The sequence below is a fragment of the Bradyrhizobium sp. SZCCHNR1002 genome, assembly GCF_032381435.1.
Classification (GTDB): domain Bacteria; phylum Pseudomonadota; class Alphaproteobacteria; order Rhizobiales; family Xanthobacteraceae; genus Bradyrhizobium; species Bradyrhizobium aeschynomenes.
Map to the genome: position 1 here is coordinate 1,534,452 of NZ_JAUHIS010000001.1, position 21,486 is coordinate 1,555,937.

At 68.6% G+C, this 21,486-nt stretch carries 10 protein-coding genes; all 10 read left to right on the forward strand.

Annotated elements, in window-relative coordinates:
- Positions 1-21 precede the first annotated feature (21 nt).
- From QX108_RS06880 to QX108_RS06925, 10 genes are read left to right on the forward strand one after another with little or no spacing between them, the layout of a single operon-like run.
- The gene (locus QX108_RS06880) at positions 22-1,386 is read left to right on the forward strand and encodes an MFS transporter (RefSeq protein WP_315799390.1); all 1,365 of its coding nucleotides are present in this window, start codon (positions 22-24) and stop codon (positions 1,384-1,386) included.
- Entirely contained in the window at positions 1,383-5,777 is a 4,395-nt protein-coding gene (locus tag QX108_RS06885; RefSeq protein WP_315780253.1) for a type I polyketide synthase, read from the forward strand. The genes QX108_RS06880 and QX108_RS06885 overlap by 4 nt, the downstream gene beginning before the upstream one ends.
- Complete coding sequence (locus QX108_RS06890) at positions 5,774-9,082, forward strand: amino acid adenylation domain-containing protein (RefSeq protein WP_315780251.1); 3,309 nt, start codon at positions 5,774-5,776, stop codon at positions 9,080-9,082. Before QX108_RS06885 ends, QX108_RS06890 begins: the two co-directional genes overlap by 4 nt.
- Positions 9,079-13,590, forward strand: a complete 4,512-nt coding sequence (locus QX108_RS06895; RefSeq protein WP_315780249.1) for a type I polyketide synthase — start codon at positions 9,079-9,081, stop codon at positions 13,588-13,590. The genes QX108_RS06890 and QX108_RS06895 overlap by 4 nt, the downstream gene beginning before the upstream one ends.
- On the forward strand, positions 13,587-17,585 hold the full coding sequence (locus QX108_RS06900; protein WP_315780247.1) for an amino acid adenylation domain-containing protein: 3,999 nt from the start codon (positions 13,587-13,589) through the stop codon (positions 17,583-17,585). The genes QX108_RS06895 and QX108_RS06900 overlap by 4 nt, the downstream gene beginning before the upstream one ends.
- Entirely contained in the window at positions 17,582-18,679 is a 1,098-nt protein-coding gene (locus QX108_RS06905) for a patatin-like phospholipase family protein (RefSeq protein ID WP_315780245.1), read from the forward strand. The genes QX108_RS06900 and QX108_RS06905 overlap by 4 nt, the downstream gene beginning before the upstream one ends.
- 5 nt (positions 18,680-18,684) lie before the next feature.
- The gene (locus QX108_RS06910) at positions 18,685-19,506 is read left to right on the forward strand and encodes a thioesterase II family protein (RefSeq protein ID WP_315720676.1); all 822 of its coding nucleotides are present in this window, start codon (positions 18,685-18,687) and stop codon (positions 19,504-19,506) included.
- Positions 19,503-20,729 (forward strand): ArsA family ATPase, encoded by a 1,227-nt coding sequence (locus tag QX108_RS06915; protein WP_315720677.1) that lies wholly within the window; start codon positions 19,503-19,505, stop codon positions 20,727-20,729. Before QX108_RS06910 ends, QX108_RS06915 begins: the two co-directional genes overlap by 4 nt.
- Positions 20,726-21,190 (forward strand): hypothetical protein, encoded by a 465-nt coding sequence (locus QX108_RS06920; RefSeq protein ID WP_315780243.1) that lies wholly within the window; start codon positions 20,726-20,728, stop codon positions 21,188-21,190. Before QX108_RS06915 ends, QX108_RS06920 begins: the two co-directional genes overlap by 4 nt.
- Before the next feature lie 11 nt (positions 21,191-21,201).
- The gene (locus QX108_RS06925) at positions 21,202-21,486 is read left to right on the forward strand and encodes a hypothetical protein (RefSeq protein WP_315780241.1); all 285 of its coding nucleotides are present in this window, start codon (positions 21,202-21,204) and stop codon (positions 21,484-21,486) included.

Here is a 21,486-nt window from a genome sequence, read left to right on the forward strand (position 1 = left end):
GACCGGAATCAACTCGCTTAGTTGCGCGGCTGTGCACAACAGCGGGGCGCGCTTGTTCGCCTTTGCACCAAATTATATGGTGCGACTTATGCGATAGTTCACAAGGGTGCGTCTTCTAATCGGATATTCTGTCGTCATGATTCGGTGCGCGGCAACTCCGTCGGACAAATGAGCGCAGCTCTCAAGCTCGATACACGCTTCATTCCGACATTGGCAGGTGCAGCCATCGTCATGTCGCAGCTATCGAATTTCGTTTTTGCTCCGGCGCTGCCGGAGATCGGTCGTTACTTTGAAATTTCAGCTGGCCGCTCGCAGATGCTGATGAGTGTTTTTCTGACCGGCTATGCCTCCGTCCAGATCCTGGTGGGGCCCCTGGCGGATCGTTTCGGACGGCGCCCCGTGCTCATCGGGGGCGTGGCGCTGCTCGCCCTTGGCGCCGTGATCGCAGCGCTGGCGCCGGTCGTGGCAGGCGTCTTCATCGGCATCTTCATTCTGTCGGTTGGCGCGGGCGTCCTCCCGACGGTCGGCCAGGCGATGATCCGCGACAGCCGTGATGCCCAGGCAACGTTGATGATCCTCGCCCGCCTCGGCACCGCGCTGGCGCTCGCCTCGGCGCTGACGCCGATCATCGGCACATCGCTGGTCGGAACGCTGGGCTGGCGCGGCCTGTTTGCAGTGCTGGCGGCCGTCGTGCTCGCGCTCGGCCCCTTTGCCTTTGCCAGCCCGGAGACATTGGCACGACCGGCCGAGGAGGATCGGAAGCGCCCGCATCTGGTCGTGACATTGGAGAGCTACCGCATCGCCTTGGGGCAGCGCCGGCTGGTGCTGTACGCCACGATGATCGGCTGTCTGACCGGCGCGCTCACCATCTTCTTCATCGGCGCGCCGTTCCTGTTCATGCATCAGCTCAAGGTCTCCGTGCATACCTACGGCATTCTCGCCTTCGTGGCCTTCCTCCCCTTCATCATCGGATCGATCGTGGTGCGGGAGTCGCTGCGGCGACAATGGCTCTCGCTGCACGCCAACATCCTCGTCGGCTGCATCCTTGCGGTTCTCGGCGCTGCGATCGGCTGGCTGACCAGCGTGTTCGAACCGTCGGTGATCCTGATCCTGCTCTCGGCCGGCACCTTCACCTTCGGCCTCGGCATGGCGGTCGTGGTCGGCCGCTCGGCGGCGCTCACCGAGGCGACGCGCGACATCGCGACCTCATCGGCGCTGGTCACGTTCCTGATGACGGTGCTGGCGGCGGCGATCTCGGCAGCCGCCGGCTTCGTCGAAACCACGGAGCATGCCCCGATCTTCAGCCTGATGTTCGTGAGCGCGCTGATCGGCTTTGCCGCCGCCTTCGCCGGCAACTCCCTCGCGCGCGCGGCTGCCGCCACATGACGTCGCCGTCCGTGCCGCCCGGCAGCGTTGCGATCGTCGGCATGGCCGGGCGTTTCCCGGGCGCAGCCGACATCGCCGCGTTCTGGTCGCTGTTGCGGGATGGCCGCAACGGGGTCCGGCGTCTGTCGAGGGAGGAACTGGTCGCAGCCGGTCTCCCCGCCTCGCTCGTGGACCATCCCGACTATGTGCCCGCCAAGGGGGTGATCGACGAGGGCGACTGCTTCGACGCAGACTTCTTCGGCATCCCGCCGCGCGAGGCCGCCTATCTCGATCCGCAGCACCGTTGGTTTCTGCAGAGCTGCTGGCACGCGCTCGAGGATGCCGGCTGCGATCCCGCAACGTTCAAGGGTTGGATCGGCGTGTTCGCGGGCGAGGCCGAGCAGAGCCACCAGGCTGCGCTGCTCGCGCGCGCACGCGATGTCGTCGAAGCCGCCAGGTCGACGCCGATCTTCTTCGGCAACAGCCCCGACTTCCTCGCCACCCGCGTCTCCTACAAGCTCGACCTGCGCGGACCGAGCCTGACGGTGCAGACCGCGTGCTCGACCTCCCTGGTCGCCGTCCATCTCGCCTGCCAGTCGCTGCTGACTTTCGAATCCGACCTGGCGCTGGCCGGCGGCGTGTCGATCAGCACGCCCAATGTCGAGGGCTACACGTTCGCTCACGGCTCGGTGGAATCGCCGGACGGCTGCTGTCGTCCGTTCGATGCCGACGCGGCCGGCACCCTGCCCTCCAATGGCGTCGGCGTCGTCGCGCTGAAGCGGGTCGAGGACGCGCTCGCGGCCGGCGACCGCATCTATGCCTTGATCCGCGGAACCGCCATCAACAATGACGGCGGCCGCAAGGTCGGCTTCACCGCGCCGAGCATCCAGGGCCAGGCCGACGTCGTGACGCTCGCTCGCAAGGTGGCCGGCGTCGATGCCGCCGAGATCGGCTTCATCGAGGCGCACGGCACCGGCACGGTGATGGGCGATCCGATCGAGATCGCTGCGCTCGCCGACGCCTTCGGCCCGGGCGCGCCGGGCGAGGCGTGTTGCTGGATCGGCTCGCTGAAGAGCAATGTCGGGCACCTCAAGGCGGCCGCCGGCGTCGCCGGACTGATCAAGACGGCGCTTGCGCTGCATCACCGGGAAATTCCGCCGACGCTGCATTATCGCGCGGCCAATCCCAAGCTGGAGCTCGGCCGCACCCGCTTTGCCGTCAACGACCGTCTGCGCCCGTGGACATCGGACGGCGCGAGACTGGCGGCCGTGAGTTCGTTCGGCATCGGCGGCACCAACGCCCATGCCGTGCTGCAAGAGGCACCTGCGTTGGACGTGCCGGCGGCGGCGAACGAACGTCCGTTGATCCTGCCGCTCTCGGCCCATGACGACGAGGTCGCCGACGCCGTGGTCCGCCGGCTCGGCGAGGCGCTGTTGGCGCCGCAGCCGCCCGAAATCGCCGACGTCGCCTTCACGCTGCAGACCCGGCGCCGCCATTTCGCGCGTCGGCGCGCGATCGTCGCGACAACGGCCGGCGAAGCGCGTGATGCATGCGCGGGCAGCGGCGCGGTGATCGCCAGCCGCGTCGGGGCAACGAAGCGCCCGCTGTGCTTCATGTTTCCCGGTCAAGGCGCGGAGTTCGCCGGCATGGGAGCCGGCCTGCTTCGGACCGAGCCGTCGTTCAAGGACATCGTCGACCGCTACGCGACAACGCTCCTGAGTCTTACCGGCGTGGATATCCGCAACGTCATCGCCGATGGCGCTGCCGGTGCCGCGGGTCTCGGCGACACCCGCTGGACCCAGCCGGCACTGTTCGTGATCGAATATGCACTCGCCCGGCTGCTGATGCGGTGGGGGCTGATGCCCGACCGGCTGATCGGCCACAGCATTGGCGAGATCACGGCCGCCTGTCTCGCCGGTGTGATGACGGAAGACGCTGCGCTCGCGTTGGTCGTTGCGCGCGGCGAAGCGATGCAGGCGAGCCCCGAAGGCGCGATGCTCGCGGTTGCGCTGACCGAAGCTGCCCTCGGCGACCTCGGGCCCGATCTCCGGCTGGCAGCGGTCAACACCGCCGCGCAATGTGTCGTCTCCGGCACGCCGCGAGAAGTCGCCGCGCAGGAGACGCGCTGGACGTCCATGGGGGTGCAGACCCGACGCCTGCCCGCGACCCGCGCCTTCCATTCGCATCTGCTGGCGCCTGCGCTGGACGCGTTCCGCGCAGCGCTGGCAAGCACCGCACTGGCCGCTCCACGCCTTCCGATCGCCTCGAATGTCCATGGCCGCTGGCTGAGCGCGACGGAGGCTTGCGATCCCGCCTACTGGATCGGCCAGGCGCTGTCCCCGGTGCGTTTCCATGACGGATTGAGCTCGGTGCTGGCGGAGGGCCCGCACATCCTGATCGAGATCGGGCCGGGACGCACCCTCGCCGGCTTCGCCCGTCGCCACCCCGCCCGCACGCCCGACACCGAGATCGTGGCGGCGCTGCCGCAGCCGTCGTCGAGCACCGACGACGCATGTGAGACCTACACGGCGGTTGCCGAGCTCTATGTGCAAGGCTGCGAGCTGGATTGGCACGCCTTCAATGCCGGCCGGAAGCGCCGGCCGGTGGCGCTGCCGCCCTATCCGTTCCGCGCGACGCGCTACGCCGTCGACATGATCGCCGACCTCGATGCGGCGGCGCCCCCGCAGGCGACCACAGCCGAGCGGCCGGAGCAGCGCGACGTGCTGTTGTTGCCGGCCTGGGAGCGCCGGCCACGGCGCGTGCCAAGTCCGCTCACCGGTACGACCTGGGTCGTCGGCGCGACAACGAGCGGGCTCGACGACGCCCTTGTCGCCGCCGTCGCTCGCGCGGGTGGACGGCTCGTGCGTGTCCCCGCGACTGCCGACCGTGGCGAGTTGATCGCACGTCTGCGCGAAGGGGCTCCCGATCGAATCCTGCATCTCGCCCTCCTGCAACAAAGGGAGGGTTATGCGCGGACACACGGTTACGAGTCGCTGCTGCGGATTGGAGCCGCGCTCGATGCCGCCAACATCGCTGCGCGCATCGACCTGACCATCGCTGCGCGCAATGTGTTTGCGGTCGATAGCGACGACCGCCCCGATCCAGAGGCCGCGCTGATGCTCGGGCCCGCCACCGTGCTCGGCCAGGAGCAGCCGAACGTCACCGCGCGCGTCATCGACGTCGGACATGACGTGACCGATGCAGCGCTGCTTGCAACCTGCGCCGCACCGGGCCCGGCGGTCTCCGCGCTACGTGGCGGCCGCGTGCTCGAACGCGGCTTCCGCCCGGTCGGCCCGATCGGTGAAGACGCGAGGCTGGACGGGCACTATCTCGTCACCGGCGGTCTGGGCCGGCTCGGCCTGACGGTGGCACGCGAGCTTGCGCGCCGGCATGGCGCACGCTTGTCGCTGCTCGGCCGCTCGCTGCCGGATGACCTCGATCGTCGCCTCCGAGACGTCACCGCCACGGGCGGCGCGGCTCAGGCATTCGCATGCGACGTGACTGATGCGACCGCCCTTGCCGCCGTCGTCGCCCGTGCGGAGGCCAGCTTCGGGCCGCTCGACGGCGTCATTCACATGGCTGCCGAGACTCGTGCCTTCGCGTCGGTCCCGGCGACTGATGACGCCGTGTCCGCGCGCATGCTTGCGGCGAAAGTCGCAGGATTGCAGGCGCTCGAAACGGTGCTCGGACGACGCGAACTGAGCGTTCGCATCCTGATGTCGTCGCTGGCCTCGCTGCTCGGCGGCCTCGGCTTTTCATCCTATGCGGCCGCGAATGCCTGGCTCGACGCGCATGCCGAGCGCGACGGTCGATGGGCGTCGCTGTGTTGGGACGCCTGGGCCGAGGGCCTCGATGCCGGCGACGTTGCATCGGCGCGCTACGCACTTTCGACGCCGCAGGCGATCGAAGCCATTGAGCGCGTCGTCGCCGGAGGGCTGACCGGCCAGGTCGTCGTGTGCGGCGGCGATCTCGACGAACGTCTTGCGCGATGGACATCGCTGGCCGGCAATGCCACGGCCTCCAACGACGGTGCCGTCGATGACGCGACCGACCGCGCGCGCGGCATCCGCGACATCTTCGCCGAGGTGCTCGGACGCGCCGACTTGCCTCATGACGGGGACTTCTTCGATCTCGGTGGCGACTCGCTGCAGGCGATCCAGGTCGTGTCACGGCTGCGGCTGCGCTTCGCGTTGCCGGTCACGCCCGATCTTCTGTTCGAGCACACGACACCGGTCCGGCTCGCCGCCGCGCTCGACCGCCTGGCCGACGCAGCATCGGCCGCGCCCGCGATCACCAAAGGCGAGCTCGCCCGGCCGGTGAGCGAGGAAGCGCGTCGCATGGTCGAGGTCATGTCGGGCGAAGAGGTCAATCGACTGCTCGAACGGCTGCTGGCGGAGGGACAACCGACATGACCGCCGCGCGGCCGGCCACCGATCTGGCGACGATGTCGGCCGCCGAGCAGCGCGCGCTGCTGGCGCAGCTGCTCAGCCGCCGTGACGACCAGCCGCACAGCTATCCTCTGTCGTTTGCGCAGCAGCGGCTGTGGTTTCTCGACCGGCTCAATCCCGGCAGCCCGGCCTACAACATCCCTGGCGCGTTCGATCTGTCCGGACCGCTCGACGTCACGGCTCTGACCGAGGCGCTGAACGATCTGCTCGCGCGGCATGCGCCGCTGCGCACGGTCTTCGCCGAGATCGACGGACGCCCCATGCAGACGGTACGCCCTGCGATGCGCGTCGCGCTGCCGGTCGTCGACGCGGCGGATGAGGACGAGGCCCGCAGGCTGGTCGATGCCGAAGTCGCGTCTCCGTTCGACCTGCCCGCGTCGGTGATCCGCGCCCGGTTGATCCGGCTGGCGCCGCAGCGCCATGTCCTGGTCGTCGTGCTGCACCACATCTGCGCCGACGGCTGGTCGCTTGCGGTGTTTAATCGCGATCTCGCTGCGGCTTATACCGCGCGCCGGCACGGGCAAGCCCCGAGCTTCGCGCCGCTCGCGACCGACTATGCGAGCTTCAGCTCCGCGCAGCGCGCCGAGCTCAGCGGGACTCGCCTTCAAGACCTGCTCTGTTTCTGGACGACGGCGCTGGGCGGCGTTCCCGCGCTCGACCTGCCGCTCGACCGTCCGCGCCCGGCGTTGGCGCGGCTGCGGGGTGATGCGATCGATCTCAGCCTCGATGCGACGCTGATCGCTGAGGCCCGCGAGCTGGCACGACAGCAGTCGACGACGCTGTATTGCGTGCTGCTTGCCGCGTTTCGTGCCGTCCTCGGTCGTCTCGCCGGACAGAGCGACTTTGCTATCGGCACGCCCGTCGCCGGTCGCACCGATCCTGCGCTCGAGAACCTGATCGGCTTCTTCGTCAACACGCTGGCGATCAGGCTCGATCTCGAGGACGCAAAGAGTTTCCGCGATCTCGTTCGACGTACCAGCGAAGCGATGATCCGGGCTCAGGCGCATCAGGATCTGCCGTTCGAGAAGCTCGTCGACGATCTCGATCTGCCGCGCGACACCAGTCGCAATCCGCTGGTGCAGGTGCTGTTCGCGCTACAGAACGCACCGATGCTGCCGCTTCAGCTGGAGGGACTTTCGACGGCCGCATTCCCCTATCGCCTGCCCGCCTCGCGCTTCGACATCGAGCTGCATCTGTGGGATGGGCGGCAGAGCTGGACCGGCGCGCGCGACATCGACGCCGGGCTCACCGGCAGCCTGTTCTACAACAGCGACCTGTTCGACCGGGAGACGATGACCGGCCTTGTCGCGATGCTGAAGGTCTGGCTCACAGCCGCGGTGGCAGCGCCGGACCTGCCGCTCGCCGGCCATTCTTTGCTCGATGCGGCAGCGCAGGCCGACATCATCGCTGCCGGCGATGGCGGCCCGGCTTCGGAAGTCGATCTCGGCGCGCTGCTCACGCAGGCGCGCGTCGACTTTGCCGGACAATGCGCCTATCGCGACGACTCCGGTCCGGACCTCACCTATGATCAGCTGTTCGATCGTGCCGACCGGATCGGATCAGCACTGCATGCACGCGGTCTTGCGGCGGGAGACGTGATCGCGTTGCTGCTGCCGCGCGGCCGCGATCTCGTCTGTGCAATGCTGGCTTGCGCCCGCTTCGGCTTCACCTTTGCTCCGATCGATCCGGACCTGCCGGCCTTGCGCCTGGCGCAGCAGATCACACTGGCTGGTGCAGTGCTGGTGTTGTGTGCGAACGGGCACGATGGCAGCGCAGACATCGGCGCCGAGCGGGCGACCATCGACGAGCTGTTGGCCGACCTGGGCTCCGGGGCGATTCCGCCGCGGGCGACGCGCCGCGATGCGCCGCTCTATATCGTCTTCACCTCAGGATCGACCGGGGTACCAAAGGGCATCCGCATGCCCGCCGGCGCCTTCGCGAACCTGATGGCCGCACAACGCGCCAAACATGCGGAGCCGATGCGGACCCTGCAGTCGTCGGCTGTCGGCTTCGACGTTGCGATCCAGGAGGTGCTGTTTACGCTGCTGACCGGCGGCACGCTGATCCCGGCTACCGCGGCAGAACGGCGTGATCCGCAGCAATTGGCAAGGCTGATCGCACGGCAGCGGATCGAGCGGGTGTATCTGCCATTCGCCCTGATCGCCCTGCTCGCGCGCGGCGTGGTCTGCTCCAACCAGCGTCTGGACGGCCTGCGTGAGATCATCACCGCGGGAGAGCAGCCCCAAATGACGGACGAGGTCCGCGCCCTGTTCGTCCGGCATCCCGGCCTGCGGCTGATCAACCAATACGGCCCCGCCGAGACCCATGTCGTAAGCGAAGAGGTGCTCGACGGCGACGCCTTCCGCTGGCCGAATTTGCCTGCAGCCGGACGCGCCTTGCCCGGCAATCGGCTTTACGTGCTCGATGCACAGGACCGGCTGCAACCCTTCGGGATGGCGGGCGAGCTCTGCATTGGCGGCATGCAGGTCGCCGATGGCTATCTCGGCCCGGATGAGCCGTCCGCCGGACGCTTCGTGGCCGATCCGTTCAGCGCGCACGACCGGGCGCGCATGTACCGCACCGGTGATCTCGTCAAGCTGAACCGCGACGGACGGCTCTCCTTCCTCGGCCGGCGCGATGGCCAGATCAAGATCCGCGGCTACCGCGTCGAGCCAGGTGAGATCGAGGTCGTGCTGGCAGCCCATCCTGACATCGCCGACTGCGCCGTGACAGCCGAGCCGGATGAATCCGGCCGCGGCCAGCTCGCGGCCTATGTCGTCCCACGGTCGGCCTCTCTGACGCTGCACGCGATGCGCGACTGGCTGCGGCCTCGGCTGCCCGATTACATGATGCCCACCCGCTTCCTGCGGCTCGACATGCTGCCGCTGTCCGGCAACGGCAAGATCGATCGCGCCGCGCTGGCCCTGCTCGGCCGTCCATTCGCGCCGCCGGCGCAGAGCCAATCCGTCCCACGCAGCCCGACCGAACAGGCGATCGCTGCGATCTGGCGCACCGTGCTCCGCCGCGACGATGTCGATTGCGACAGCACCTTCTTCGAGCTCGGCGGCAATTCGCTGCTGGTGGTGGAAGCCTTCGACAGGATGACGAGCCAATTTGCAGTGCCGCTCGCCATCGCCGACCTGTTTCAGTTTCCGACCGTCGCTGCGCTGGCGCGCCATATCAACTCCGCCGCGCAGCCGGCTGGTATCGGTGCCGCGAGCAGCGTTCGCGGTCGGGCCCAGCGCATGCGTGGAGAGGGCCTGCGATGACAGAGAGCCCTTCGATCGAGCGTGAGGCGATCGCGGTCATCGGCATGGCCGGGCGCTTCCCCGGCGCGCCCGACGTCGAGACCTTCTGGCGCAATCTTCAGGCCGGCATCGAATCCGTGCGCGAGCTCAGCGACGACGATCTCGCCAAGGCCGGTGTGCCAGCATCGCTCGCCGCGCGGCCGGACTATGTGCGCGCCAAGGCCGTGCTCGAGCACGCCGACTGCTTCGATCACGGCTTCTTCGGCTATTCGCCGCGCGAGGCCATGCTGATGGATCCGCAGCATCGGCTGCTGCTCGAGGTCGGCCATGCCGCGCTCGAGAGCGCCGGCTATCGCAAGGGCGGCATCGCCGGGTGGACCGGGGTCTTCGCCGGCGCCGCCCGTGCCGGCTACTGGCTATCGAACCTCACCGACAATCCGCGCGCGGCCGAAGGCGACGACCAGATCTTCATCGGCAACGAGAAGGATTTTCTTGCGACACGGCTGGCATTCAAGCTCGATCTGCACGGCCCCGCGGTCGACGTGCAGACGGGATGCTCGACCTCGCTGGTCGCCGTACACATGGCCTGCCGCGCCCTGCTCGCGTTCGAATGCGACACCGCGCTGGCGGGCGGCGTGACCGTGAGCCTGCCGCTCACCGGCGGCTATCTGCACCAGGAGGGGTCGGTGCTCTCCGGCGACGGCCATTGCCGTCCGTTTGACGCAGCGGGCGATGGCATCGTGCCCGGCAATGCGGCCGCGATGGTCGTGCTGAAGCGGCTCTCGGAAGCGCTGGCCGACGGCGACGTCATCCATGCCGTCATCCGCGGCAGCGCCATCAACAATGATGGCGGCCGCAAGATGAGCTTTACCGCGCCGAGCGTCGAGGGACAGGCCGAGGCGGTGCTGCTGGCGCAGCAGCTCGCCGGCATCACCGCCGATGAGATCGGACTGATCGAGGCGCACGGCACGGGCACACGGCTCGGCGATCCGATCGAGGTCAGCGCGTTGACGCAGGCGTTCCGCGAGACCACGCAGCGGAATGGCTTCTGCGCGCTGGGCAGCCTCAAGGGCAATGTCGGCCATCTCGACGCCGCCGCCGGCGTCGCCGGATTGATCAAGGCGGTCTGCGCGGTGCGCGACGGCATCATCCCGCCGACCATCAACATCAACACGCCCAACCCGGCGATCAACTTCGCCGCCAGCCCGTTCTATCTCGCGACGGACTCCAAGCCCTGGAGCGACGCAGTCCGTCGCGCCGGTGTCAGCGCCTTCGGCATCGGCGGCACCAACGCTCATGTCGTGGTCGAGAGCTTCACGGCACAGCGAAACGCCGGACGAGACGGAAGCTGGCGCGTGCTGCCATTCTCCGCGCGCGACGAGGACGGTGTCGAGCGACTGGGCGCGGCGCTCGCCAGTCGCCTGGCCGGCAGTGAGGTCACGCTCGCCGACGCCGCTTATACGCAGCAGTCCGGCCGTACGCCTCATGAGCAGCGCAGTGCCGTCATCGCGCGTGATGCGGCCGAGGCCGCCGCGACGCTCTCGGGTCGAAGCGGGCGCCGTGTTGCGGCCCGCGCGCTGGTTCGGCCGAAATGCGCGTTCCTGTTTCCAGGCGGCGGCGTTGCCTATCCCGGCATGGCGCGCGGACTGCTCGACCAGGAGCCTGCGTTCCGTGACGCACTGCTCGATGTCGCCACCCATCTCAGCGCTGCCGGCGTCGACGTGCTGCCGCTGATCCGCGACGCCGCGGACACACCGGCCGATCGCAGCGCCCGCGTCACGCTGCCCGCGACGTTCGCGGTGTCCTATGCGCTGGGGCGGCTATGGCAAACGCGCGGCGTCACGCCCGACATCATGCTCGGCCACAGTCTCGGCGAATATGCAGCCGCGACGCTCGCCGGCGTGTTCACGCTGGCCGAGGCCGCCCGCATCGTCGCCTTGCGCTCGGCACTCCAGGATGCAAGCGCGGCCGGCGCGATGCTGGCGGTGATGGCTCCGAGCGATACGGCGATGGCGCTGGCGGGGCCCGAGATCGACCTTGCCGCCATCAATGGCCCGGCCTTGTGCACGCTCTCCGGCCCTGCGGCCGACATCGACCAGTTGGAGCGCAAGCTGGAGGCGCACGGCATTCGCACCCAGCGCCTTGTCCTCAATGTCGGCGGTCACTCGCGCGCGATCGACGGCGTGATGCCCGCCTTCGCCGCCGGCTTTGCCGAGGTGCCGCAGCGCGCACCGTCGTGCCCGATGATCTCGAGTCTCTCGGGCGATTGGCTTCGGCCAGGCGAGCTCACGCCCGACTACTGGATCGCGCATCTGCGCCGCACGGTCCGCTTCGATCGTGCATTGGCAGTGCTGCTGCGCGAGCCTGACCTCGTCCTGATCGAATGCGGCCCGGGCGAAGCCTGCACGATGCTGGCCGCGCAGCATCCCGCCTACGGCGCGAACCACCACCGGGTGACGTCGTTGCGCAAAGCCGGCGTCGATGACGATGACAAGGCCGTGCTGCTGACCGCCGCCGCCCAGCTGTGGTGCGCGGGCGTCGACGTCGATCTCTCCGCAACCGCAGGCGTCCCGGACGGCGTCCGCGTGCCACTGCCGACCTATCCGTTCGCACGGAACCGGCTGTGGATCGACGCGCCCGCGCCTGGCGAGCGCCGCGGCGCGGCAACTGACAAGCCGATCGACGAGTGGTTCTATCTGCCTGCCTGGCGCCGGGCGCTGCCGCCGGCACCGCGACCCGGCGCCGTCTCGGGTGCGGCGCTCGTGTTCGACGACGGCAGCGTCATGGCTGCCGACGTGATCACCGGGCTGCGCAGGGCCGGGCATGATCCGGTGCTTTGCGTCACCGCCGGCGACGGCTTTGCGATCGACGATCAGGATCGTTTCCAAATTCGTCCCGGCTCGGCCGAGGACCTCAATCTGCTCCTCGTCGCAGCCGGCGTTGCACCTGCACTCGCCGTTCATCTCTGGAGTGCAGGTCCCGATAGCGGAGCCGACGCCGAGGTGAGCAACGGCTTCATGACGATCGTCGGCTTGATGCAGGCTTGCGCGACCGCGGGACATGCGCCGCCCGCGCGCATCGTGATCGGCGTGCGCGATACCGTGCTCGTCGACCCCCAGGACGAACTGATCGCAGCGCGTCCGACGTTGCTCGGGGTGGCCCAGGTCCTGCCGCAGGAATTCCCGGGCTGCGAAGTCAGCGTCGTCGACCTCGACCGTCGTGGATCGCCGCAGATTGCCGTCGATGGCCTGCTGCGCGAGATCAGCGCCGTCCGCCTGGAGCCCATCGTGGCCCTGCGCGGGCGCCGACGCTGGCTGAGGGACTACACGCCGGCGCAACTCGGCCCCGATGCAGCGCCCATCCGCAGCGTCACTCCCGGCGATCTCGTGGTGATCACCGGCGGCCTCGGTCGTGTCGGCCGGCTGCTCGCGGACCATCTGGCGCGCCAGTTCGGCGCCCGCGTCGCGCTGATCGTGCGGCCCGGATTTCCGGACGAAAGCCGCTGGGACGCCTGTGATACCCGGCACGCCGAGCGGGTCGCGACGCTGCGCCGGTGGCGTCGCGAAGGCCTCTCCATCGATGTCGTGGCCGCCGACGTCGCCGATCCCGCAGCCATGGCGCAAGCCGTGATGGCCCTCGAACGCACGCATGGTCCGGTCGCCGGGATCATCCATGCGGCCGCAGTGACCAGCGGCACCGCCCTGATCAGCCCCATCCTCCAGCTCACGCCGGAGGATGCGGCCGCGCAATTTGCTCCCAAGCTCGCCGGGCTCGATGGCCTCGACGCCGCCGTCGCCGCATGCGCGGCGCCGCCGCGCTTCGTCGTGCTGTTGTCGTCGAACGCCGCCATTCTCGGCGGCCTCGGCTTCGCCGCGTACTCGGCCGCCAACCAGGTGCTGGATGCGGCCGCGGCGCTCCGCAGCCGGCAAGGCACGACGGACTGGGTCAGCACCAATTGGGACCGGTGGTTGACCCGCGACGATGAGCTTGCGGGAGGCGCCGCCACGAGCATGGATGCGTTCGCGATGCGCCCGTCGGAAAGCCTCACCGCGATCCTGCGCATCATCCTGCAGGGCGACGCCGAGCAGTTCGTGGTCACCCGCGGCGACCTCGCGCAGCGCCGCCAGATCTGGATCGCGCGTGATGAGAGCGCCGAGACGGCGGCTGCGCTACAGCCGCACGCCGCGCAGCGCCGGACCGCCTACCGCGCGCCGGAGGGCGAGATCGAGAGCCGCCTCGCCACGTTGTGGGGCCAGTTGCTCGGGATAGCCAAGGTCGGCGCCGACGACAACTTCTTCGATCTCGGCGGTCATTCGCTGCGCGCGGTGCAACTGCTGGCGCGCGTCACCGATCAGTTCGGCGTCCGCCTGTCGCTGAAGACATTCTTCGCCGCGCCGACCGTCGCAGGCATGGCGCTCCACATGGGCCAAGCCCTGACTGAGACGACCGACACGGCGACCCTGACCAGGCTGCTCGACGGCCTGGATCAGCTCGCGGGCGGCAGCATGCCGGAGGCGCTGGCCTCATGACCGCGTCAGCAGAGATCGCCGAGCGGCTGCGGCAGCTCTCGCCGGCACAACGGGCGGCGCTGAATGCGCAGCTTGCGACTGCGCGCGTCTCCGAGGCGACGCTTGCGCCCATCGGCAAGGTACTGCCGGCGGCGGGCGGCACCGCGCCGCTGACGGCCGCACAGCGCCGGCTTTGGTTCCTCGACAGGCTGTCGCCGGGCGACTACGCCTATAACTCACCGCTGCCGCTGAGACTCACCGGGCCGCTCGATGCCGAACGCCTGGAGATTGCGCTGCGCGCGCTGGTGGCGCGCCATGCGGTGCTGCGAACCTCGTTCGGCGAACGCGACGGCGAACCGTGCCAACTGATTGCGCCGAGCGTCGATGTCAGGCTCGCACATAGCGACCTGTCGCAGCTGGGCCCTGAGGAACGCGAGGAGCGGCTGAACCTTGCCGTGGTCCGGCACGCCCAGCACCGGTTCGATCTCACCTGCGCGCCGCTCATCGCGGCCGAACTCGTCAAGCTCAGCGAGCGCGACCACGCGCTGCTGCTCAATCTCCATCACATCGTTACCGACGGCTGGAGCGTCGGCGTGCTGCTGCGCGACCTTGATGCGCTCTATCGTGGCGAGAGGCTGCCGCCGCTGGCGATCGATTACGCCGATCTCGCTTATCACGAAGCCGGCGACGACGAACGCCTTGCCGGCGCGCTGGAATGGTGGCGCCAGACGCTGGCCGGCCTGCCGGTCACGGAACTCCCGACCGATTGGCCGCGGCCGCCGCAGCAGAGCCACACGGGCGATGCCGTTGCGGTGACGATCCCGCCGCAGCATGGCCGGCTCGTCGATGCCCTGGCGCGCCAGCACGGCACATCGGCCTTCGTCGTGTTTCTCGCCGCCTTCACCGCCCTGCTCCACCGCTACACCGGCGAACAGGATCTCGCGATCGGCTCGGTCACTGCCAATCGCCAACGTCCCGAGTTGGAGCCCCTGATCGGCTTCTTCGTCAACACGCTGGTGATGCGCCAGCGGCTCGATCCGGAGCGCAGCTTCGCCGAGCTCGTCAAGCAGACGCATCGCACGGCGATGGCCGCGCTCGATCATGCGCTGACGCCGTTCGACCGGCTGGTCGAGGCGCTCAATCCGCCGCGCGATCCCTCGCGCAATCCGCTGGTGCAGGTGGCGCTGTCGGTGCAGCCCGACTTCCCGGCCACGGGCCGGCTCGGCGACAGCATGGTCACGATCCTGTCGGCTGACTACAAAGCCACGCGTTTCGATCTCGAGCTGCATTTATTTCCCGACGGCGCCGGTGGCTGGCGCGGCGTGCTGACCTACGCGGCGAGCCTGTTCTCACGCGAGAGCATGGAGGCCTTTGCGGAGCGCTTTCGCGCGTTGCTGACAAGCGCCGTGACGCGGCCGGCAACGGCGGTCGCCGACCTCGCTCTGACGACGTCTGCCGAGCGAGAGGCACTCTCGGCACAGTCCACGGGTGTACCTGCGTCGCCTTATGTGAGTCTCCCCGAGCGCTTCGCACATCATGCGGCGGCGCGTCCGGACCACCCGGCCGTGATCTGCCGCGGCGAGCAGATCGGCTATCGCGAGCTCGGGTCGCGGGTCGAGACGCTCGCTGCCGCGCTCGCCGAGCGCACGCCGGAGGGCACGGTCGTCGCGGTGCTCGGGCCATCCTCCCCAGCGCTGATCATTGCGCTGCTGGCGATCTGGCGCAGTGGTCGCTGCTATCTTCCGCTCGCGCACGATCTGCCGCCGGCGCGCATCGCCGAGCTGATCGCGGACGCGCGGCCGGCGCTGCTGCTAACGACTGCATCGGCGGCGCAGCCGCTTGAGGTCGATGTGCCCCAGGCTTCCGTCGCCGAGCTCTTGGCGAACGCCACGCCGCGCTCGCTGCCCCTGCCGGGTACGAACCAACTCGCCTATCTCATCTACACCTCGGGCAGCACCGGGCGTCCGAAAGGCGTCATGGTCGAGCATGGCGGTCTCTCCAACCTCGCCGATGCGCAAGCCGACGACATCATCCCTGATGGCATACAGGCGCGCGTGCTGCAGTTCGCCGCAATCAGCTTCGATGCCTTCATCTTCGAGGTCGTGATGGCGCTGGGCCATGGTGCCACCCTGCTGCTGCCGGACCGGGGTGACACGGTCGACCGGCTCTCCGTCTCCGCACGCATCCGCGACGGCGGCGCGACGCATGTCACGCTGCCGCCAACGCTGCTCAGCCATCTGCGCCCCGCCGATCATCCGTCCCTTGCCGCGGTCGTGGTCGCTGGTGAGACCTGTCCGGCCGGCCTCGGCGCGTGGGCGAACGCCGTGCAGCTGTTCAACGCCTACGGCCCGACCGAAACGACAGTCTGGAGCACTATCGCGCGCGCCGAGAGCGATGCGGCACCGACGATCGGCCGGCCGATCCGCGGTCATCGGGTGGCGGTGGTCGACGCCAAGGGCGCGGCGCTGCCGAGCGGCATTGCGGGCGAGATTGCGATCGGCGGCGTCGGACTTGCGCGCGGCTATCTCGGCGATGCCCAGGCGACTGCGGCACGCTTCCGCACCGACCTGCGGCTTGCGCCCGGCGAGCGCTTCTATCTCACCGGCGACCGCGGCCGGCTCGAGCACGATGGACGAATTGCCTATCTCGGCCGAACCGACCAGCAGCTGAAATTGCGCGGTCACCGCGTCGAACCGGCCGAGATCGAGGCTGCGCTCGCACGGCATCCGGACGTCACAGAAGCCGCCGTGACGATGCGTGATGGATGTCTCGTCGCCTTCGCCGCCCCGCGTGAGTCCGCAAAGCTCGATGGCGCTGAGCTTGCGGATTTTCTCCGCCAGCGCCTCCCCGGCTACATGGTCCCGGACCGCATCGTCGCCGTGCCGGCGATGCCGCGCACACGCCACGGCAAGCTCGATCTGTCGGCGCTGGTGGCCCTCCCCGGGGGCAGCTCGGCGCCGCGCGGCGCGGCGCCTGCCGGCGAGGTCGAGATGCAGGTCGCAGGCATCGTGGCCGGCGTGCTCGGGCGCGATGCCGCGCGGGCCGCCGAGCTCGATCGCGACGCCGACTTCTTCACGCTTGGCGGCCACTCGCTGCTGCTGTTGACGTTGCGAGACCGGTTGCAGCGCGTGACCGGCCGCGAGCTGGCTCTGGCGACCCTGTTTGCAGGATCGAGCATCGCGCAGATCGCCCGGGCGCTGACGTCGACCAGCGATGCACCCGGCCTGCCGGATCAGATGCTGCCGTTCCGGCGCGAGGGCAACGCAGCTCCCCTGTTCCTGGTGCATCCAGCGATCGGCACGTCGCTGGGCTACGGCGCGCTGGCCGACGCGTTGCCGCGGGACTGGCCGGTGTTCGGCCTCGAGGCGCCGGCGGCCGAGCAGGCGCAAGACCTCACGCAGCTCGCAACCAGCTATGTCGCGCTCGTCCGCCAGGTGGCGCCGCGCGGTCCTTATCGCGTCGGCGGCTGGTCGCTCGGCGGCGCCATCGCGTTCGAGATGGCCCGGCAATTGGAGGCCGCGGGCGAGCCCGTGCAACTGGTGCTGATCGATGCCGGCCTGCCATGGCGCGGCGCCAGGCGCGGTCCGCTGCGCATCGGCGCCCTGGCCGTCGGGCTCGGCCGCGAACTGCTGCGCAGCGTACCGCGATCACCTGCCGACATCACCGATCTGGCGCGGCTCGCCGGCGACCGCAACACCGGCACCGCGCGGGTGGCAATCGGCCTCGCCCGTGAGCTGATGCGACGCTGGCCCTGCTTCACGGCGCTTAGCCGCGCCTGGCTGGACTACGCACCCGGCACCTATGGCGGACCGACGCTGATCGTCCGGGCCAGCACGGACGGCGCCATTGCTGCCGACGATCCGCTGGTCGAAACAATCTGTCCGCATTTGACGCGAGCGCCCGAGATCCGCGTCGTGCACGCGGCCCATCTGACCCTGCTCGGACGCAAAACAGTTGCAGCCCTTGCTGACGCGATCATGAACGGCCTTGCCACACGCGATGGAGTGCAGCCATGACACATCAGCGCATCCTCGCCATGGACGGCGGTATCAGCGGCTATGTCACGGCCGAGGTGCTGCGGCGCACGGCGGACCGCATCGGCCGCCATGGCGGCCATTTTCTCGACAGCGCCGACATCATTGCCGGCACGTCGGCCGGCGGGCTGAATGCGCTGTTCCTGGCGGCCCATGAGGATCCCGATCATGGCATCGAGGGCGCCCTCGGGTTCTGGGAGCATATCCTCGACACCACCTTCACCTTCAAGCCGACCCGCCTCGTCGCCGGCTTCGTCGGCGCCAAGGCGTTCGACGACCGCCAGCGCATGATCGATTTCCTGGTCAGCTATTTCGGTGCCGACACGCGGCTCGGCGACCTCAAGCGCCGCGTCATCGTACCGGCGTTCCAGCTGCATCACGAGCACGCCGGAGAGCGGCAACGCCAATGGCGGCCGCGGCTGTTCCACAACATTCCCGGCATCCTCGACTATTCGCCGGACGAGCGCGTGGTTGACGTCGCTCTGCGCACCAGCAACATTCCCGTGATCAGCCCGATCTTCGCAAGCATCGCCGGCGGCGACATCGGCTATCTCGATGGCGGGCTGGTTGCCAACAATCCGTCGATGTGCGCCGTGTCGGCCGTGTTCGAGCAGCGCCGCGCGGCCGGTCAGCCGATCGACGTCGAGAGCATCAGCGTGCTCTCCGTCGGCTGTGGCCGCAAGCCGCTGTCGGTGAAGCCTGAGATCGTCGACGGCATCGCCGACTGGGGCTATGGCCAATGGCTGCTGTCGCCGAAGGAGCCGATGCTGCTGGTGCGGCTCGCCATCCGCGGCGGCGGTGCCATCATCGAATATCAATGCGCTCAACTGCTCGGCACCAATTTCAAGCGCATCGATCCTTATTTCAATGCCGCACCGCATCCGTTCGACGTCGGCCAAACGCGCAAGGTCATCGAGGACGCGCTTGCCCATACCGACGTCGAGGCCGCGGTCGACGAGATCTGCCAATGGCTACACGTCCAGGGCTGGATCGGCGACGTTCCACCGGGCCCGGAGGGCCGCGACGTGATCACGCCCGCGCTGCAGCCCGATACGACGCTGGAGCCTGGAGCGTGAGCGGGATGCCAGCCACTTCCGGCACTCGGAGCGCGCCGGGCCGCACCTGGATCGGCGGCGATCCCGAGACGACGCGCCGGCTGCGCCTGTTCGCGCTGCCATTCGCCGGCGGCAATGCCGCGAGCTTCGGCGAATGGCCCGCGAGACTGCCGGGCTCGATCGCGTTCTCGCCGGTGCACCTGCCCGGCCGCGAGCGCCGCATCATGGAGCCCGCCATCGACGATGCGCGGATGCTGATCGCGCAGCTCGTTCCCGCCATCGCGCCCTGGCTCGACCGGCCCTATGCGCTGTTCGGGCACAGCATGGGCGCGATGCTCGCCTATGAGCTGGCGCAGGCGCTGCAGCACCGCGGTCTGCCGGGACCGGAGCTGGTGATCATATCTGGCCATGGCTCGCCCAACCTGCCGCGCCGGTTTCCCGTCATCTCTCATCTTGCGGACGCGGATTTTCTGGCCGCCGTCATGGAGCTTGGCGGCCTGCCCGCAGTGCTGCTGGAGGAGCCGGAATTGCTCGCGCTGGTGCTGCCCGCGCTGCGCGCCGATTTCAAGCTGTGCGAGACCTATGATTGGCGTCCTCGTCCGGCACTCGCCTGTCCGATCCTGGCCATCGGCGGCCGCAGCGATCCCATTGCCGGCCTGCCCGAGCTTCAGAGCTGGCAGGCCATGACGTCGCAGCCTCTCACCTGTGAGATGTTCGACGGCAACCACTTCTTCATTCATCACGCGATGCCGGCCGTCGTGGCGTTGATCGCCCGCGCCATCGCGGAACGACTGCGCGACCCATCCTGCGCGCGTGGTCCCACAGCTTCGGAGTTGCGCATTTCATGACGGGGACTGCACCTTCGCGCGCTAAGCCGCGCATCATCATGGTCTCGGGCAAGGGCGGCGTCGGCAAGACCACCGTCGCCGCCGCGACGGCCGTCGCTCTGGCCGCGAGCGGCCGCAAGACCATCGTGATGTCGTTCGATCTCGCGCACAGCCTCGCCGACAGCTTCAACATGAGCGAGGAGCTGTTCAGCACGGCGCGCGGGCAGCCCGTGAAGGTGCGCGACAACCTCGATTTCCAGGAGATCGACGTCCAGGAGGAGATGCAGCGCAACTGGGGTGATGTCTACAAGTACATCGCCTACCTGCTGATGGGGGGCGGGCTCGACGGCATCGTCGCCGAGGAGGCAGCAATCATGCCGGGCATGGAGGACATCATCGCCCTCCTCCACATCAACCAATATGCCCGCGAGGGCACCTATGACGTCATCGTCGTCGATTGCCCGCCGACCAGCGAGTCGCTCCGCTTCGTCTCGATCATCGGCTCGATCGATTGGTATGTGCGCAAGCGGCTGAAGATCGACCGCCGCGTCGCCAGCGTCCTGCGACCGATTGCCAAGAAATTCGGCGGCGAGTCCATGATGCTGCCCGAGGACGGCTATTTCGCCGCGCTGCAGAGCCTGTTCGAGAAGCTCGAGGGTGTCGAGACGATGCTGCACGACCCCACCATCACCTCGCTGCGGCTGGTCACCGTACCCGACCAGATGGTGGTCCGTGAGACGCAGCGGGCCTACATGTACTTCAACCTCTACGGGATCGCCATTGACACCGTCGTCGTTAATCGCATGCTGCCGAAAGGCGACGGCTACTTCTCGCACTGGGTGGAGCGGCAGACCGCAATGATCGAGACGGTGCATAGCTATTTCGATCCGGTGCCGATCGCGACCATTCCGTTTCAGCGGAGCGAGGTGGTCGGGGTCGAACGGCTGGAGGAGTTCGGCGCTCAGCTCTATGGCGATGCCGATCCGGCCGAGGTGCGTGTGGCCACGGCGCCGTTCGGCTTCACCAAGGTCTCCGACAATGAGCACAGGCTGTCGGTGCAGCTGCGGTTCGCACCGAAGGACAAGGTGGAGATCTCCAGGGACAACGAGGATCTCTTCATCCGGATCGGAACGTTCAAGCGCGTCATCCTGCTACCCCGCGCCCTGGTAGCGATGCAGACTGCGGGCGCAAAGATGAACGGCGATGCACTCGAGATCACATTCAGAAAGGATGCGCATTCATGATCAGTCGCGGAAGCTTCCCGTTCCTGAAACGGGCCCTGGAGACGTCGGAAAACCTGAAAGATGAATTGCGCGACGTCGCCGACACGCACAATTCGGCGATGCGAACCTTGCTGGAGCAGGCTCTGAAGGCTCAGGCCGAGCTCTACAAGGGCCAGCTCGCGGTGGTCGAGAACCTGATCGGCAAGTTGCACAAGCCATCCGCACCGCCGCCGGGGACTCGTGCGCGCCCGGCTGCGGCGACACCGGCCCCTGCTCCGGCCAGCCCGCCGCCGTCGCCGACCACATCCGCCAGCATCAGCCCGGTCCATACCAGCCGCGCGCAGGCGATCGCCACCGCCACGGCAGCAGCCACTGAATCGGCCACGCTGGCCCAGCAGATCAGGCCGACCGTCTCCACGGCGACCGAGCTGCGGACCGCAATGCCGTCCCGTCCCACCCCCTTCCCCACCAAGGATTCTTGAAAGGACCGACCATGACCGAGGCTCATGAAAAGGACGACGCCACCGTCGACGCCGCGACGCTCGGACTGAAGGGCATCGACCTGCAGCCGCTGCTGCATTATGCGCAAGCCGCCATCAACCAGGTGCTCGGGCCGCTGCTGGCCGGACGCGCCGAGAGCGTGCAGATCATGCGCAAGCACATCCTGCGCAGCGAGGCCGAGCTGCTGCGCGGCCTGCTCGCCGTGGTCGAGAAGGAAGAGCAGCGCGCCGAGAGCGGCCCGAAGGAGCGCCGTCCGCAACGCGTTCCCGTCGAGTAG